The organism is Streptomyces sp. NPDC043427, from assembly GCF_056436655.1.
Genome location: NZ_JBWKCC010000014.1, coordinates 37,921 through 53,938, shown reverse-complemented (window position 1 = coordinate 53,938; position 16,018 = coordinate 37,921). Strand labels below are relative to the sequence as shown.

Below are 16,018 nucleotides of genomic sequence, written 5' to 3'. Positions count from 1 at the left end.
TCAACAGAAGCAAACACATCAAACCACAAACCACCACGTTCGTCACCATCACAATCAAACAAAGAACACCAAAAGAAGCGAGCAGTGCATGCGAAACCCCACACCTCTCGCGACAGGTCTCGCGGCGGAGCTGCGGCTCCCCACGAACTGGCTCGACTACACGATCCTCGGGATCTACTTCGTCGTGGTTCTGGGCATCGGCTTCGCCGCCCGCCGCTCGGTGAAGACCAGCCTGGACTTCTTCCTCTCCGGCCGCTCCCTGCCCGCGTGGATCACCGGCCTCGCCTTCATCTCGGCCAACCTGGCCGCCACCGAGATCCTCGGCATGGCCGCCAACAGCGCGCAGTACGGCGCCTACACCGTCCACTGGTACTGGATCGGCGCCATCCCGGCGATGGTCTTCCTCGGCCTGGTGATGATGCCGTTCTACTACGGCAGCAAGGTCCGCTCGGTCCCGGAGTTCCTGCTGCTGCGCTTCGACAAGGCGGCCCATCTGCTCAGCTCGCTGCTCTTCGCCTTCGCGGCGATCCTGATCGCGGGAGTGAACCTGTACGCGCTGGCGATCGTCGTCGAGGCGCTGCTGGGCTGGCCGCAGTGGGTCGCGATCGTCGTCGCCGGCGCCTTCGTCCTCGCGTACATCACCCTGGGCGGCCTGTCCTCGGCGATCTACAACGAGGTGCTCCAGTTCTTCGTGATCCTCGCGGCGCTGATCCCGCTGTCCGTGCTCGGCCTGAAGCGGGTGAACGGCTGGGACGGCCTGACGGACTCCTTGACGAAGACGCACGGGGACGACTTCGTCACGGCGTGGGGTGGCACGGGCATCGGCAGCGACAACCCGCTGGGGGCGAACTGGCTGACGATCGTGCTGGGGCTCGGGTTCGTGCTGTCCTTCGGCTACTGGACGACGAACTTCGCGGAGGTGCAGAGGGCTCTGTCGGCGAAGAACCTGTCGGCGGCGCAGCGGACGCCGCTGATCGCGGCCTACCCGAAGATCTTCATCGTCTTCCTGGTGATGATCCCGGGGTTGGTGGCGGCGGTCCTGGTCCCGAAGATCGGTACGGCGGACTCGGATCTCCAGTACAACGACGCGATCCCGTATCTGATGGCGCGGTTGCTGCCGAACGGGGTGCTGGGGATCGCCGTCACCGGTCTGCTGGCGGCGTTCATGGCGGGCATGGCGGCGAACGTGTCGTCCTTCAACACGGTGTTCACGAACGACGTGTGGGCGAGGTACGTGGTGCGGGGCCGGGAGGACGCGTACTACGTCCGCTTCGGCCGGCTGATCACGGCGATCGGCGTCGCGGCCTCGGTCGGCACGGCGTTCCTGGCGTCGTCCTTCTCGAACATCATGAGCTACCTGCAGACGCTGTTCAGCTTCTTCAACGTGCCGATGTTCGTGGTCTTCATCGTGGGCATGTTCTGGAAGCGGGCGTCGATGAAGTCGGGGTTCTGGGGCCTGCTCGCGGGCACGACCGCCGCGATGATCAACTACTTCGTCCTCTACAAGCAGGACATCATCTCGATCCCCTCCGACCAGGGCGCGAACTTCGTCTCGGCGATCGCGGGCTTCGTGGCGGGCGCGGTGGTGATGGTGGCGGTGTCGCTGTTCACGGCGCCGAAGCCGGAGGAGGAGCTTCAGGGTCTCGTGTACGGCACCCGGTCTCCGGGGATGGCCGAGCCGCCGGCGGCGGGCGACGACGCCTGGTACCGGAAGCCGGCGCTGCTGGGGTGGGGCGCGGTGATCCTGGCTGCGGCCTGCTACATCCCGTTCTCGTTCTGAGCCCGCCAGTGCTTTGCGCGGGAGGATGGAAGAACCATGGCTGAGCAATTCGAACCCGACGAGCGCGCCGAGGCGGCCGAGCGGTTGCGGCGGGCGGGGTACTCCGAGGCGGATGTCCAGCGTGAGGTCACCGAGCTGGAGGAGAAGTCCGCGACGGCGGCCCGCATCTTCGACCTGCGCCGCATCATCGGAGGCCTGTTCGTCCTCTACGGCGTCATCCTCACGATCACCGGCCTGACCGACAGCGACGCCGACATCGACAAGGCACAGGGGATCAACATCAACCTCTGGACGGGGCTGGGGATGCTGGCCCTGGGGATCTTCTTCCTGGCGTGGCTGTGGCTGAGGCCGATGGCAGTGCCTGCGCCGCCGTTGCCGGTGGGGGAGGAGAAGGGGGCGCCGGAGTAGCGGATGGGACGGGGCTGGAGCCGCAGGGGAGAGGTCCAGCCCCGTTTCGCTGTAAGGGGGGCTACTCCGCGGCGAACAGTTCGTCGGCCTCGTTGGCGTGGACGGCTCGCTCGGACCAGACCGTGAGCTGGTCGATGTCGGTGCAGGCCTCGACACGCTCGCGCACGGCGTCGGAAGTCGAGGCCGCGCCAGCGCAGGATGCTGAGAGTCACCTTGGCGAGCGCATCGACGCGGCCCTCCTCCCGGCCCTGTTCCCGTACCTCCTCGGCGAGCGGTCGGCTTCGCCGGTGCCGACGCGTCGATGATGTACATGGGCGGACCGCTCCGCCAACTGGACTCTGTGCTGCGTGACGCCCCCACCGGCACTCTGTTCATCGATGCGGAAGCGCAGCTGAAACGGCTCCGAACACTCTCGGAGGGCCTCAGAGCGAGCCGGTACGTATGCCTGCCAGGAGGTGCGCGAGGGCGGCTGGGGTGGTGGTGAGGACCGTAGCGGGGGTGTCGCTCTCGCGGAGGTGAAGGGTCGTGGGGGTGGCGGCGAGTTCGACGCAGGTGTTGCCCTCGCCGCCTCCCGAGAACGTGGACTTTTGCCAGCGCAGGGCATGCTTCATGGGGGTGACCGTCGGGCCGCCCGCTTCTACGTCTGTGTCGTGCCTCCGCGCCCCGAGTAGAGGGCGCTTCGCGTCGGCTGCGCCGATGGCCCTGCGGGCCACCCTTGAATGCCCGCCAAGGCCCCGGAGTCCTGGCCCAGACACCGGCCGCAAGGTGACCGGTGGCCTCGAGAGCTTCGTTTGCGGCTGGCGGCGGGTTCCTACCGCCCTGCTGATCGCGCGGCTTCTGCGGCCCGCCGCTGAGAGACGGCCCGCTCGGAAACCGTGGCCCGCTCAGAAGTCGTAGCAGACGTAGGCGCCCTCGGGCTCGCGGGCGATCCGGTCCGAGCCCCAGCAGTGGAGCCTCGGCTCAACGCGGTACAGGGCGGCGCCACCGGCCAGCTGGACAAGGTTGGCCAGGCAAAGAGCAGGGCTGGGCACCGCAGGTGTGGCACACACCCTCCGATCGCGCCCAGGTCGAGCCGTCCCGGGCCTACGCGTCCGGGGTCGAGCCCGGGTGAGGGCCCGCTCGGTCCAGTAGGCCCGTCCTCGCCGCCAGGGCCGCTGCCTCCAGGCGGGAGCCGACGCCGAGTTTCATGAGGACGCGTTGGACGTGGGTGCGGGCGGTTGAGGGAGCGATGCCCATTCCGGCGGCGATGAGGCGGGTGTCCTCGCCGTCGGCTACTCGGACCAGGACCTCGATCTCGCGTGGGGTGAGCATTTCGAGGAGGCGTTGGCCCTCGTCGTCCGGCTGGGCCGCCGGGTTCAGCAGTTCGGCGAACGCTCCCTGCAACAGCTGCGGAGCCACCGCCGCCTCGCCCGCCCTCGCCTTCATGATCGCGCGCTCCACGCCCTCGATGCGTTCGTCGTGGCGTACGTAGCCGGACGCGCCCGCGGCGAAGGCTGCCGCGATGCCTCGGGGGCTCGGTACCGGACCCAGGACCAGGACCGCCACCTGCGGGCGCTCCCGCTTGATACGGACCACCGGGTCGAACATGCCCGGCTCGGCCGGTGTCGCCGTACCGAGCAGGCACACCTCCGGTGCCCGGGTGATCACCAGTTCCGCCGCGCCTGCGGCCGGTGCCGCCGCGGCCAGCACGCGGTGTCCCCGCAGCTTCAGCGCCGAGGCCAGTGCCTCGGCCAGCAGTCGGTGGTCGTCGACCACCATCAGCCGCACTCCCATCGAGCCAACCCCCCAGTCCCCCGGCGCCCCCCGGCACCCCCGCCCTTCATGCCCCCGGAAGCTACACGCTTGTTCGACGTTGCGCTTCCCCTACTCGTGAGAAGTGCCCTGGATCGCCGAAATACCGCTCATTCGAGGGTGATGCGCGGTAAGTGAATGACCCCGCCCCTGAGCAGGGACGGGGTCGACGGTGCGGGAGGGCGTCAGCTCTTCGTGCCGAAGCCGACCGCCAGGTACTCCTTCTCGCCGCCGCTGGAGGAGTCCGCGTACACCTGCGACATGAACAGGTGCCCCTGGGCGTAGAGGATCTCGGAGTAGTCCGGGGACATGCTGGTCTCGACGTCCCGCACCGACTCGGTGTCGGGGTTCTGCAGCAGCTTCGTCTGCTTGAAGGAACCGCCCTCGATGGTGACGACCTGGCCGCCCTCGTCGTACGGCGGGCGCTTGTACGCGATCAGGTTGCTACCGTCCATGCGCAGCGGCGTGATCTCGAAGCCGTCCCCGGCGTCGGCGCGCTGGCCGGTCTGCTTGCCGGTGCCCAGGTCGAACGCGACGATCTCGTTGGTCCGGCTGTACTCACCGGTGCCGTCGTGCTCCTCCGTCGGGATGTAGAGGCGGTCGTTGCCGACGACCAGGCCCGTGCAGTACTCGATCCTGGTGATGCCGTCGCAGCGGGCCGCGTACGAGTCGCCCGGCGCCGAGATGCGGGTGCGCAGCTTGCCGGTCTTGTTGTCGATGGAGAAGAAGTCCGAGATGCCGCTGCCGTCACCGGCGCTGTCGCCGACGTCGGCGGCCACGACCAGCGGGTCGGTGGAGACGATGCTGGCGTACTCGATGCCCTTCGCCAGCTTGTACTCGGAGATCACCTTCCCGGAGGCCGGGTCGATGGTCTGGATGTGCAGCTCGCGCGCCTCGTAGTCGCCGCACTTGCGCACCGCGACGAGCTTGGGGCCGCCGCCGTAGCCGTCGTCGTAGCAGGTGTCGGTCTGCTTCGGCTGCCACAGCACCTTGCCGGTGCCGATGTCGAAGGCGGCGCCGCCGTCGCTGCTGCCGACGGCGACGGTCTTGCCGCTGACGGTGACGTTGTCGAAGGTGATCGGGTAGTCACCGGACTCGACGGTCTTCTCCCACAGCTTCTTGCCGCCGGAGAGGTCGATCGCCGCGACCTGGCTGCAGCCCGCGGTGTCGTTCTTGGACGACATCTTGGGCCGGAAGACGATCGCCGTCTTGTCGTCGTCCGTGGCGAACCGGCTGGCCTGGCACACCTCACCGGGCAGCTTGATCGTCCACAGCTTGGTGCCCTTGTCGAGGTCGTAGCCGACGATCTCGGCGAAGCCCGTCTTGACGTACGCCTTGTCGGTCAGCCAGGAGCCGTTCACCGAGGCGCTGTCGTCCTCGCCGACCTGCGGCGAGGGCACCTTGAAGAGAACCTGGGCGCTGGGGTCGGCGGGTGCCTTCTCCTTGCCCCCGGAGGACGTGCCGCCGGAGCCGCCCTTGTCGTCCTTGCCCCCGGTGCCGCCGTTGGAGCTCGCGGTGTCGTCCTTCTTGGTGTCGTGACCGGAGGACGAGGCGTACCAGACACCACCGCCGATGATCAGCGCGATCGCCACGACCGCGCCGACGATGATCGCCACCTGCGCGTTGAACTTCCGCCCCCCGGTGGAAGCCTGCGGCTGCATCGGCATGGTCGGCTGGCCCGGGTAGCCGTAGCCCGGCTGTTGGCCGTAGGGGTTCGGCTGGGGTGGCTGGCCGTACGGCGGCTGCGGCTGCGTCGCGTACGGGTTCGGCTGCTGGCCGGGGAAGCCGTAGCCGGGCGGCGCCTGTGGGGGCTGGCCCTGCTGGGGGTAGCCGTAGCCCGGCTGCTGCTGTGGTGGGCCGGGCGGTGGCACCTGGGGGGTCTGCGGGTAGCCGTAGCCCGGCTGCGGGGGGCCGGGAGGGGCGGGCGGGGTCTGCGGCGCGCCGTAGCCCGGCTGCTGCTGCGGCGGAGGGGTGTCCTGCGGGGGCTGCGGCGCGCCGAAGCCCGGCTGCTGCGGGGGCTGGTTGGGTGGTGGGGGCGGCGGCTGGGTCATGGTGTGGGTACCTCGGGGAGACGGAGCGGAAGAAGTCGGGGATGAGGCGTCGGCCGGCTCACTTGCCGAAGGCGAGCATCAGCTTCTCCTTCGCCTCGTCCCTGCCCGACAGCCGCGTGCTGGAGATGTAGAAGCGCCCGTCGACCCAGTCGATGTCCCGCGAGAAGAAGCTGTTCTCGATCTCGGCGGTCGCCTCCGGCAGTTGCAGCAGCTTCGACGTCTTGTGGCTGCTGCCGATCGTCGGGATCGACACGATCTGCCCGGCGGCGTCGTACGAGGGCTCGACGTACGCGACGAGCTTGCCGTCCTCGACCTTGATCGGCACCATCGACTCGTCGGTCGGGGACTTCACACGCCACTTCTCCTTGCCGTCGGCGAGGTTGATGGCGACGATCTCGTTGGGACCGCTCTTCGCCTCGGTGGGCAGGTAGAGGGTGGCGGCGTCGGACGCCACGCTCTCGCAGCCGGTGAGGTCGCGCTGCAGGACGGTGAAGCCGCAGTCGGGGGCGAAGTCCTCGTCGAAACCGACCTGGGAGCGGAAGCCACCCTCGGACTTGAACGTGGCGATGTTCCAGGCGTTCTTGTCCTTGTTGGTGCTGTAGACGACCAGCGGGTCGACGGAGAAGGTGTGCGAGACCGTCCAGCCCTTGTCGAACTTCTGGGTCCACTTGACCTTGCCGGTCGTCGGGTCCAGCTCCTGCATCTCGTCGTGCTCGTTGGCACCGGTGGCGTCGCAGGACGCGACGGAGATCAGCTTCGCGCCGCCCGCGAACGCGGTCGGGAAGCAGGCGTCGCCGTACTTCTTCTTGTCGAACAGCTTCTTGCCGGTCTCCACGTCGAACGCCGAGCCGGACTGCGAGCGGCCCACCATCAGCGTCTTGCCGGTGATGGAGAGCTCGATGCTGAGCGCGCTGTCGAACAGTTCGCCGTCGGAGACGGTGCCGCTCCAGCCCTTCTCGCCGGTGTTGAGGTCGATCTGCTGGAGCTGGTTGCACTTGGCGCGGTCGCTGGAGCCACTCATGTACGCGACGACGATCTTGTTGTCGGAGGTCTGCTGCGGAGTGACCGCGCAGATCTTCTCCTTGAAGGTGATGGCGTCCCAGGTGGGCGTGCCGTTACCGACGTCGTAGGCGACGAGGTCCTTGTAGGCCGCCTTCACGGCGGCCTTGTCGGTGATCCACATGCCGGGGGCGTCGGCGCCGGAACCGGGCGCGTCGGGCGCCTCCTTGTACCAGAGCACCTTCGCCTCGCCGGCCTGCCGGTCGGCGTTGAAGTCCTCGAGGTCCTCGCCGCCGTCGCCGCTGCCGTCACCTTGGTTGACCGGGCTTTCGGTGGCGGTGGGCTTGGCGTCGTCGCTCTGCTGGGTGACCGGCTTCTTCTCGCCGTCGCCGTCGTCACCCGATACGGCCCACACGGTGCCGCCGATGACGAGCAGCGCCGCCACCGCGGCCCCGATCACCATCGCGGGCTTGCCCTTGAAGGGGTTGCGCGAGCCGGATCCGGGCGGCGGGGTGCCGGGCGCGCCGGGGAACTGGGGCTGGGGCGGGTAGCCGTAGCCGGGCTGGCCGTACGGGCCGGGCTGCTGGGGCTGGCCGTACGGACCCGGCTGCTGCGGCTGGGCGTACGGGCCCGGTTGTTGCGGCTGGCCGTACGGGCCTGGCTGCGGGGTGCCCGGGGGGCCGTACGGGCCGCTGGGCTGGCCGTAGGGGCCAGGCTGTTGCGGGTAGCCGTAACCGGGCTGTTGGGCGGGCGGGCCCTGAGGTGCGGCGGGCGGTGGGCCCTGAGGTGCGGCCGGCGGTGGGCCCTGGGGTGGCGGTGGGGTCTGGGGCGCGCCGAAGCCGCCGCCCTGCTGGGGCGGTTGGTCCTGCGGTGCTCCGAAACCGCCCTGCTCGGGCGGTTGGTTGGGCGGCTGAGTCATCAGCGTGTCCCCCTCGCTCACTGATTTTTAGCCACGCCCTGAGGTTCGTGAAGGACTCAGAGTCGTACTCAGGCAGTTACAGACGGCTCTTTCTATCACCCGGTACTGACAGCGCAGCGGCCCGGATCCGCCGCTGTTCCCAAGGGCGAACCGGGCCGTGACACCCCCGTTATGCGCCTTCACGCCCCCTTCACGCGGCGCGCGCGCCGCCTACGCGTCCTCGGCGAGTTCCAGCCAGCGCAGCTCGAGTTCGTCCCGCTCACCGGCCAACTCGCGCAGCTCGGCGTCGAGTTCCGCGACCTTGGCGAAGTCGGTGGCGTTCTCGGCGATCCGCGCGTGCAGCTTGGACTCCTTCTCCGAGACCTTGTCCAACTGCCGTTCGATCCGCTGGAGTTCCTTCTTGGCGGCGCGCTGGTCGGCGGCGTTCTTCTCCGGGGCGGGCCGACTCGCCACGGGCGCGGCGGCGGCCGCGGCCTCCTCCATGCGCTGCCTGCGCTCCAGGTACTCGTCGATACCGCGCGGCAGCATCCGCAGCGCGCCGTCGCCGAGGAGGGCGTACACCTTGTCGGTGGTGCGCTCGACGAAGAACCGGTCGTGGGAGATGACGATCATCGAGCCGGGCCAGCCGTCGAGGACGTCCTCCAGCTGGGTCAGGGTCTCGATGTCCAGGTCGTTGGTGGGCTCGTCGAGGAAGAGGACGTTGGGCTCGTCCATCAGCAGCCGCAGCAGCTGGAGCCGGCGCCGCTCACCGCCGGACAGGTCGCCGACCGGCGTCCACTGCTTCTCCTTGCTGAACCCGAACGTCTCGCACAGCTGCCCGGCGGTCATCTCGCGGCCCTTGCCGAGGTCGACGCGCTCACGGACCTGCTGCACGGCCTCCAGCACGCGCAGGGCCGGATTCAGTTCGGCGACCTCCTGGGAGAGGTAGGCGAGCTTGACGGTCCTGCCCACGGAGACCCGGCCGCCGACAGGCTGGCGCTCTCCCTCACTGCGGGCGGCGTCGGCCATGGCCCGCAGCAGGGACGTCTTCCCGGCGCCGTTCACCCCGACCAGGCCGATACGGTCGCCCGGGCCGAGCTGCCACGTCACGTGCTTCAGCAGCACCTTCGGACCGGCCTGGACGGTGACGTCCTCCAGGTCCATGACGGTCTTGCCGAGCCGGGAGGAGGCGAACTTCATCAGCTCGGAGCTGTCCCGGGGCGGCGGTACGTCCGCGATGAGCTCGTTGGCGGCCTCCACGCGGAAGCGGGGCTTGGAGGTACGGGCGGGCGCCCCTCGGCGCAGCCAGGCCAGCTCCTTGCGGACCAGGTTCTGCCGCTTGGCCTCCTCGGTCGCGGCGATGCGTTCGCGCTCGGCGCGGGCGAAGACGTAGTCGGAGTAGCCGCCCTCGTACTCGTGGACGGTGCCGCGCTGGACGTCCCACATGCGGGTGCAGACCTGGTCGAGGAACCAGCGGTCGTGGGTGACGCACACCAGCGCGGAGCGGCGCACCTGGAGGTGCCGGGCGAGCCAGGCGATGCCCTCGACGTCGAGGTGGTTGGTCGGCTCGTCGAGGACGATCATGTCCTGCTCGTCGATGAGCAGCTTGGCGAGCGCGATACGGCGTCGCTCGCCGCCGGAGAGCGGGCCGATGACGGTGTCGAGACCCTGCGGGAAGCCTGGCAGGTCCAGGCCGCCGAACAGCCCGGTCAGTACGTCCCTGACCTTCGCGTTGCCCGCCCACTCGTGGTCGGCCATGTCCCGGATGACCTCGTGGCGGACGGTCGCCTCCGGGTCGAGGGAGTCGTGCTGCGTCAGCACGCCCATCCGCAGCCCACCGGAGTGCGTGACCCGGCCGGTGTCCGCCTCCTCCAGCTTGGCGAGCATCCGGATCAGCGTCGTCTTGCCGTCCCCATTGCGGCCCACCACTCCGATCCGATCCCCCTCGGACACGCCGAGCGAGACGCCGTCGAGCAGGGCACGGGTGCCGTACACCTTGCTGACGTTCTCGACATTGACCAGGTTGACGGCCATTTCACTCCTGCCCGGGGGGATGGATCGACCCTCCAGGGTAGTCGGCTCGCGCCCAGGGGGTCCGGGGTGCGTGGTTCGGCAGCTGCGGGTACTGCGGGTGCGCGGTGGCTGGTCACGTCCACGCGGCGGAGCCGCCTGTCGGTACAGCCCCGCGCCCTTGGTCGGCTGGGCGGAGCGTCACACCACCGTCGCTCCCCGCGCCGGTCCCGACGCGACACGTACGGTCCGACATGTTCCAGAAGTCCCCAGTGCCTCCGCGACCTTCGCCGCCGACTCCGCGTCGCGCACGAGGAACGCCGTCGTCGGGCCCGAGCCCGAGACCAGTGCGGCGAGTGCGCCTGCCGTGCGGCCTGCCGTGAGGGTGGCGGTGAGTTCCGGGTAGAGGGAGAGCGCTGCGCGCTGGAGGTCGTTGGAGACCGTCGCGGCGAGCGCGTCGGGGTCGCCGGCGGCCAGGGCGTCGAGGAGTCGCTCGGAGGCGACGGGCTCGGGGACGTCCGTGCCCTCGGCGAGCCGGTCGAACTCGCGGAAGACGGCCGGTGTCGACAGCCCCCGCTCGGCCATCGCGAACACCCAGTGGAACGTGCCGCCGACCTCCAGGGCCGTCAGCGTCTCACCCCGTCCGACGCCCAGGGCCGCCCCGCCCACCAGGCTGAACGGCACGTCACTGCCCAACTCGGCGCAGATGTCGAGGAGTTCCTCGCGGGACGCCCCCGTACCCCACAGCGCGTCGCACGCGACCAGCGCGCCCGCGCCGTCCGCGCTGCCGCCCGCCATGCCCCCGGCGACGGGGATGTCCTTGGTGATGTGGAGGTGCACGGCCGGGTCGATCCCGTATCGCCCGGCGAGCGCCTCGGCCGCGCGGGCCACGAGGTTCGTACGGTCCAGGGGGACCCGGTCGGCGCCCGGGCCCTCGCAGGTGACGGTGAGTTCGGCGGCCGGGGTCACGGTCACCTCGTCGTAGAGGCCGACCGCGAGGAAGACGTTGGCAAGGTCGTGGAAGCCGTCCGCGCGGGCGGCCCCCACGGCGAGCTGGACGTTGACCTTCGCGGGCACGCGCACGGTGACACTCACTGGGCCGCCTCCGCGATCCGCGTGAACTCCTCGACCGTCAGCGACTCCCCGCGCGCCTGGGGGGAGACACCCGCCGCGACCAGTGCCTTCTCCGCCGCGGCCGCCGACCCGGCCCACCCGGCGAGCGCGGCCCGCAGCGTCTTGCGGCGCTGTGCGAACGCCGCGTCGATCACCGCGAAGACCTGCGCCCTCGACGCCGTGGTCTTGAGCGGCTCGCTCCGCCGCACCAGCGACACCAGCCCGCTGTCGACGTTGGGCGCGGGCCAGAAGACAGTGCGGCCGATGGCACCGGCCCGCTTGACCTCGGCGTACCAGTTGGCCTTCACGGACGGAACGCCGTAGACCTTCGAACCGGGTGCCGCGGCGAGCCGGTCGGCGACCTCGGACTGGACCATGACCAGGGTGCGCTCGATGGTCGGGAAGGTCTCGAGCATGTGCAGCAGGACGGGCACGGCCACGTTGTACGGGAGGTTCGCGACCAGCGCGGTCGGCGGCGGTCCCGGCAGTTCGGCGACGTGCATCGCGTCGGTGTGGACCAGCGCGAACCGGTCGGCGCGCTCCGGCATCCGGGCGGTGATCGTGGCGGGCAGCGCGGCGGCCAGCACGTCGTCGATCTCGACGGCGGTGACCCGGTCGGCGACCTCCAGCAGCGCCAGCGTGAGCGAGCCGAGCCCGGGGCCCACCTCGACGACCACGTCGTCGGGGCGGACGTCGGCGGTGCGGACGATGCGGCGGACGGTGTTCGCGTCGATCACGAAGTTCTGGCCGCGCTGTTTGGTGGGGCGTACGCCGAGCGCGGCCGCCAGCTCACGGATGTCGGCGGGGCCCAGCAGGGCATCAGGGGTGGGGCTGCTCACGGGCACAAGGGTACGGGGCGGGCCACGGGGTCCGGACCGCGATCACGCGGGGTGACAGGTGAGGGCGCTCAGCCGCGCCGGCGACCCCCGGCCCGGCCCGGCCGTCGTCCCGCCCCGCCATGCGAGCCCTCAGCCGTGCAGGCGAGCCCCGCAGTGCGGCCATGGTGCCGACCCGCGCCGCATGTACAGCTTCTTCGCGCGGTACGTCTGCTCCGCCGCCGGTGCGTCCTGGGGGCGTCCGGTGCCGCCGAGGCTCTGCCAGGTCCGGGTGTCGAACTGGTACAGGCCGCCGTAGTTGCCGGAGGGGTCGACGGCGTCGGGGCGGCCGCCCGACTCGCAGACCGCGAGGCCCCGCCAGTTGAGCCGGTCCGCGCCGCCCGTCGACGTCGGCAGCGGCTTGGTGCCCACCCGCACGACCTGTGTCCGTGGCTCGTGCACCACCTCGGTCCTGGTCCGGCGCGGTTTCTGACGTACCCCGTTGACCGTGCGCAGGAAGTAGGTGATCCGGCGCAGCCCCGGCCGGCCCGCCTGGTCGACGACCTGCGTGCCCCGGAACAGCGAGGGGTCCTCGGTGCGCCGTACCGCGAACGGGATCGGCTCCTCACGGACCTCCTTCGTGGCGGTGATCCGCAGCACGGTGACGGTCTGGCCGTCGCGCGGGAAGCTGCCGGGCGGGACGGAGGTGGTGTCCTGGCCGCGCAGGGTGATCCCGGCCTGCGCGACGGCCTCGCGGACGGTCGCGGCGTTGGTGCGCAGGGTGCGGGCCCGGCCGTCCGCCATGATCGTCAGGGAGCGCTCGGTGCGCACGTCCAGCGCGAGTCCCTCGCGCCCGATGCGCAGGTGGCGCGCGGTGGACACGTAGGCGCCCTCCGCTCGCACCCCGAGCTGTCGCAGCGCCTCCTCCACCGTGTGCGCCGTCGTCCACACCTCGTGCCGCTGCCCGTCCAGGGTGAGCCGTACGGGACGCCCGTAGTGGACGGCGATCTCGTCGCCGCTGGTGAGCTCGGAGCCGGGGGCGGGCGCCACCCTGTCGTGCGCCCCGACCTCGACGCCCTCCTCCGCGAGCAGTTCCGTCACGTCGTCGGCGAAGGTGTGCAGGGTGCGCGTCTTGCCGTCGACGGTCAGTTCGATCGCCCTGTCCTCGGCGACGAAGGCGGTGGTGCCGCCGGCGAGGAAGGCGACCACCAGCGCCTGCGGGAGCAGTCGGCGCAGCGGGCCGTCGACGCGCTCGGCGTACCGCGCCCTGCGCCGGCGCGCGGAGCGCCGCCCCGCCGTGGCGCGCGCGAGCCCGGACGCGGGCTCGGGACTGGCCGCATGGCGGGGTAACGGCAGCCCCGGGGTCTCGTAGGCGGGCCGGTAGGTGTCCTCGTAGGTCCCGGGCGCCGCGCAGACCCCGTACACCTGGGTTCCCGCACCGTGCACGTCGGCGGCGGGCGCCTCGGAGTCGGCGGACGGCTCGGTCGGGCCGTACGTCTCGAACGTCTGGTACTTGCTCACGCCGACACGCTCCAGAAGGCCAGAGGGGTCCGGATCGGGCCTCCAGAACCTAGCGGAGCGGTGGTCACTCTCCAAAGCGACGCGACTACGGACAGTCAGTCGGTACGGTCCGTGACCGAAGCCTCCGTACGGTCAGTAATCGAACGCGCGGGCCGTGTTCGCCGCGAGGGCCGTCGCGAGGGTGTCCTCGTCGATGCCGCGCACGGCGGCCATGGCACGCACCGTCACCGGCACGAGATACGGGGCGTTGGGCCGCCCGCGGTAGGGCGCCGGCGTCAGGAAGGGCGCGTCGGTCTCCACGAGGACCAGCTCCAGCGGGGCGACGGCGAGGGCGTCGCGCAGGTTCTGGGCGTTCTTGAAGGTGACGTTGCCCGCGAAGGACATGTAGTAGCCGGCGCGGGCGCAGATCTCGGCCATTTCGGCGTCGCCGGAGTAGCAGTGGAAGACGGTGCGCTCGGGGGCGCCCTCCTCCTTGAGGACGCGCAGGACGTCGGCGTGGGCGTCGCGGTCGTGGATGACGAGGGCCTTGCCGTGCCGCTTGGCCATCTCGATGTGGGCGCGGAAGGACCGCTCCTGCGCCGCCTTGCCCTCGGGGCCGGTGCGGAAGTGGTCGAGGCCCGTCTCGCCGACACCCTTGACGTGGGGCAGCGCGGCCAGGCGGTCTATCTCGGCGAGCGCCTCGTCGAGGCCGGCGTCGCCGCCCGGCTCGCGCGCCCCCTGGCGCGACCACCCGTCGGGGTCGCCGTGCACGATCCGCGGTGCCTCGTTGGGGTGCAGGGCGACCGTCGCGTGGACGCTCTCGTACGCGGCGGCCGTTTCGGCGGCCCACCGCGAGCCCTTCACGTCGCAGCCGACCTGCACGACGGTGGCGACCCCGACGGACGCGGCTTTCGCGAGTCCCTCCGCCACGGTCCCCGACTGCATGTCGAGGTGGGTGTGGGAATCGGCGACCGGTACCCGCAGGGGCTCCGGGAGCGGCGGCGCCGCGTTCTTGTCGTTCTTCGAAGGCATGCCCCGATCCTACGAAAGGGGCACGCCCCGCCCCCGAACCCGTTCGCTCAGCTCGCCTTGCGCTGGAACGGGTGCAGCAGGTCGGACAGGTGCCAGTGGTGGTCCCTGGCCGCCTCGTCCTGCGGCCGGTCCTGTGCCGCCTCGTCCTCGGCCCGCTCCCCCTGCCGGGGCACCGACGGCTGTCGCCGCGCGGCGCTGAGCGCCGAGGACACCTGGCCCGCGCGCATGATGCGCACGACGTGGCCGTCGCAGTTCCTGCAGGCGGGCCGGCTCAGCGGCGACGGCACGGCACGGCCGTCGGCTATGTAGGTCACGAACTCCCGGCCCTCCCCGTCGACGTGGTGCTCGATGTCGTACGACTGCTCCCAGCCGTGTCCGCAACGCATGCAGACGAAGGAATACGACTCGTGGACGACGGCGGTCTCACTCATGCCAGCTCCTCGTTTCCGCCGGGCGAGGGGACGGGTCTGTCCCCTCGGTCCAGTGGACGCCTCCGCGGACGTGAACGCATCGGGCCTGTCGAGTGTTGGAGCCGATTTGGACTTTCCTTGCCGAAGCGGCCCCGGTCGAGGGGGCTGGGCTTTGCCTTTCGCGCCCGCGCTTTAACCGCCCATGGGGCGCCCGCTCATCGGAAATGCGCCCTGCTCAGAGGGCGTCCCTGGCCGAAATTCAGCGCTGGATTCACCGCGCGTTCTTGGCCGCGACCACCGCGTCGAACACCTCCCGTTTCGGCAGTCCCGCATCGGCCGCGACCGCCGCGATGGCCTCCTTGCGCCGCTCCCCCGCCTCCTCGCGCACACGCACCCTGCGCACCAGTTCCGCGGCGTCGAGTTCCTCGGGTCCGCGCTCGGGCGCGCCCTCGACGACGACGGTGATCTCACCCCGTACGCCCTCGGCCGCCCACGCCGCCAGCTCGGCCAGCGGACCGCGCCTGACCTCCTCGTACGTCTTGGTCAGCTCGCGGCAGACGGCGGCCCGCCGCTCCGCGCCGAAGGCCTCGGCCATCGCGGCGAGGGTGTCGTCGAGCCGGTGCGGGGCCTCGAAGTAGACGAGGGTGCGCCGCTCCTCGGCGACCTCGCGCAGCCGCGACAGCCGCTCGCCGGCCTTGCGCGGCAGGAATCCCTCGAAGCAGAACCGGTCGACGGGCAGGCCGGAAAGCGCCAGCGCGGTGAGCACGGCGGACGGGCCGGGGACAGCGGTGACCCGGACGTCCTTCTCGACGGCCGCGGCGACCAGCCGGTAGCCGGGGTCGGACACGGACGGCATCCCGGCGTCCGTGACGAGGAGCACACGCGCGCCGCCGATCAGTTCCTCGACCAGTTCGGGCGTACGGGCGGACTCGTTGCCCTCGAAGTAGGACACGACACGCCCCTTGGGCGTCACGCCCAGCGCCTGGGTCAGTCGCCGCAGCCGCCGCGTGTCCTCGGCCGCGACGACGTCCGCGCCGGCCAGTTCCTCCGCGAGCCGGGGCGGCGCGTCCGAGATGTCGCCGATGGGGGTGCCCGCCAAAACAAGGGTTCCAGTCACATATCCATCCTCGCAGGGGCGTGCCCCGGCCACGGTTGGGGGCCAAGCGGTCCTGTAAGGACCCTAAGCACAGGACGCGCAAAGAACGGTTCCC

General features: G+C 70.9%; 14 protein-coding genes. 2 read left to right on the top strand and 12 right to left on the bottom strand.

Going from position 1 to position 16,018, the window contains the following annotated elements; all coding sequences use genetic code 11:
* Positions 1–88 precede the first annotated feature (88 nt).
* Together AC067M_RS22570 and AC067M_RS22565 are read left to right on the top strand one after the other, a co-directional pair.
* Positions 89–1,780, top strand: coding sequence for a sodium:solute symporter family protein (locus tag AC067M_RS22570; RefSeq protein ID WP_478698803.1), 1,692 nt, complete (start codon positions 89–91; stop codon positions 1,778–1,780).
* Between the two features lie 36 nt (positions 1,781–1,816).
* The gene (locus tag AC067M_RS22565) at positions 1,817–2,188 is read left to right on the top strand and encodes a hypothetical protein (protein WP_478698802.1); all 372 of its coding nucleotides are present in this window, start codon (positions 1,817–1,819) and stop codon (positions 2,186–2,188) included.
* 422 nt (positions 2,189–2,610) lie between these two features.
* On the opposite strand, the gene AC067M_RS22560 is transcribed toward AC067M_RS22565, so the two are convergent.
* The 12 genes from AC067M_RS22560 to rsmI form a co-directional block, all read right to left on the bottom strand.
* Complete coding sequence (locus AC067M_RS22560) at positions 2,611–2,799, bottom strand: DUF397 domain-containing protein (protein WP_478698801.1); 189 nt, start codon at positions 2,797–2,799, stop codon at positions 2,611–2,613.
* Between the two features lie 273 nt (positions 2,800–3,072).
* Entirely contained in the window at positions 3,073–3,219 is a 147-nt protein-coding gene (locus AC067M_RS22555) for a hypothetical protein (protein WP_478698800.1), read from the bottom strand.
* 52 nt (positions 3,220–3,271) lie between these two features.
* Complete coding sequence (locus AC067M_RS22550) at positions 3,272–3,961, bottom strand: helix-turn-helix transcriptional regulator (protein ID WP_478698799.1); 690 nt, start codon at positions 3,959–3,961, stop codon at positions 3,272–3,274.
* Between the two features lie 203 nt (positions 3,962–4,164).
* Positions 4,165–6,030 (bottom strand): outer membrane protein assembly factor BamB family protein, encoded by a 1,866-nt coding sequence (locus AC067M_RS22545; RefSeq protein ID WP_478698798.1) that lies wholly within the window; start codon positions 6,028–6,030, stop codon positions 4,165–4,167.
* 58 nt (positions 6,031–6,088) lie between these two features.
* Complete coding sequence (locus AC067M_RS22540; protein WP_478698797.1) at positions 6,089–7,948, bottom strand: outer membrane protein assembly factor BamB family protein; 1,860 nt, start codon at positions 7,946–7,948, stop codon at positions 6,089–6,091.
* Positions 7,949–8,158: 210 nt separating this feature from the next.
* The gene (locus tag AC067M_RS22535) at positions 8,159–9,961 is read right to left on the bottom strand and encodes an ABC-F family ATP-binding cassette domain-containing protein (protein ID WP_478698796.1); all 1,803 of its coding nucleotides are present in this window, start codon (positions 9,959–9,961) and stop codon (positions 8,159–8,161) included.
* A gap of 177 nt (positions 9,962–10,138) precedes the next feature.
* Entirely contained in the window at positions 10,139–11,032 is an 894-nt protein-coding gene (locus tag AC067M_RS22530) for a 4-(cytidine 5'-diphospho)-2-C-methyl-D-erythritol kinase (RefSeq protein WP_478698795.1), read from the bottom strand.
* Complete coding sequence (gene rsmA / locus AC067M_RS22525) at positions 11,029–11,889, bottom strand: 16S rRNA (adenine(1518)-N(6)/adenine(1519)-N(6))-dimethyltransferase RsmA (RefSeq protein WP_478698794.1); 861 nt, start codon at positions 11,887–11,889, stop codon at positions 11,029–11,031. Before rsmA ends, AC067M_RS22530 begins: the two co-directional genes overlap by 4 nt.
* A gap of 129 nt (positions 11,890–12,018) precedes the next feature.
* A complete protein-coding gene (locus AC067M_RS22520) occupies positions 12,019–13,386 on the bottom strand; it encodes a ubiquitin-like domain-containing protein (RefSeq protein ID WP_478698793.1) in 1,368 nt (455 codons plus the stop codon).
* A gap of 132 nt (positions 13,387–13,518) precedes the next feature.
* The gene (locus tag AC067M_RS22515; protein ID WP_478698792.1) at positions 13,519–14,397 is read right to left on the bottom strand and encodes a TatD family hydrolase; all 879 of its coding nucleotides are present in this window, start codon (positions 14,395–14,397) and stop codon (positions 13,519–13,521) included.
* Positions 14,398–14,444: 47 nt separating this feature from the next.
* Positions 14,445–14,828, bottom strand: coding sequence for a hypothetical protein (locus tag AC067M_RS22510; protein ID WP_478698791.1), 384 nt, complete (start codon positions 14,826–14,828; stop codon positions 14,445–14,447).
* A gap of 250 nt (positions 14,829–15,078) precedes the next feature.
* Positions 15,079–15,924: a 16S rRNA (cytidine(1402)-2'-O)-methyltransferase gene (gene rsmI, locus AC067M_RS22505; RefSeq protein WP_478698790.1), complete on the bottom strand. Its 846-nt coding sequence runs from the start codon at positions 15,922–15,924 to the stop codon at positions 15,079–15,081.
* Positions 15,925–16,018: the final 94 nt, after the last annotated feature.

Coding starts and splice junctions, on each gene's coding strand:
- AC067M_RS22570 (WP_478698803.1), top strand. CDS start 89: ATGCGAAACCCCACACCTCTCGCGACAGGTCTCGCGGCGGAGCTGCGG.
- AC067M_RS22565 (WP_478698802.1), top strand. CDS start 1,817: ATGGCTGAGCAATTCGAACCCGACGAGCGCGCCGAGGCGGCCGAGCGG.
- AC067M_RS22560 (WP_478698801.1), bottom strand. CDS start 2,799: ATGAAGCATGCCCTGCGCTGGCAAAAGTCCACGTTCTCGGGAGGCGGC.
- AC067M_RS22550 (WP_478698799.1), bottom strand. CDS start 3,961: ATGGGAGTGCGGCTGATGGTGGTCGACGACCACCGACTGCTGGCCGAG.
- AC067M_RS22545 (WP_478698798.1), bottom strand. CDS start 6,030: ATGACCCAGCCGCCGCCCCCACCACCCAACCAGCCCCCGCAGCAGCCG.
- AC067M_RS22540 (WP_478698797.1), bottom strand. CDS start 7,948: ATGACTCAGCCGCCCAACCAACCGCCCGAGCAGGGCGGTTTCGGAGCA.
- AC067M_RS22535 (WP_478698796.1), bottom strand. CDS start 9,961: ATGGCCGTCAACCTGGTCAATGTCGAGAACGTCAGCAAGGTGTACGGC.
- AC067M_RS22515 (WP_478698792.1), bottom strand. CDS start 14,397: ATGCCTTCGAAGAACGACAAGAACGCGGCGCCGCCGCTCCCGGAGCCC.
- AC067M_RS22510 (WP_478698791.1), bottom strand. CDS start 14,828: ATGAGTGAGACCGCCGTCGTCCACGAGTCGTATTCCTTCGTCTGCATG.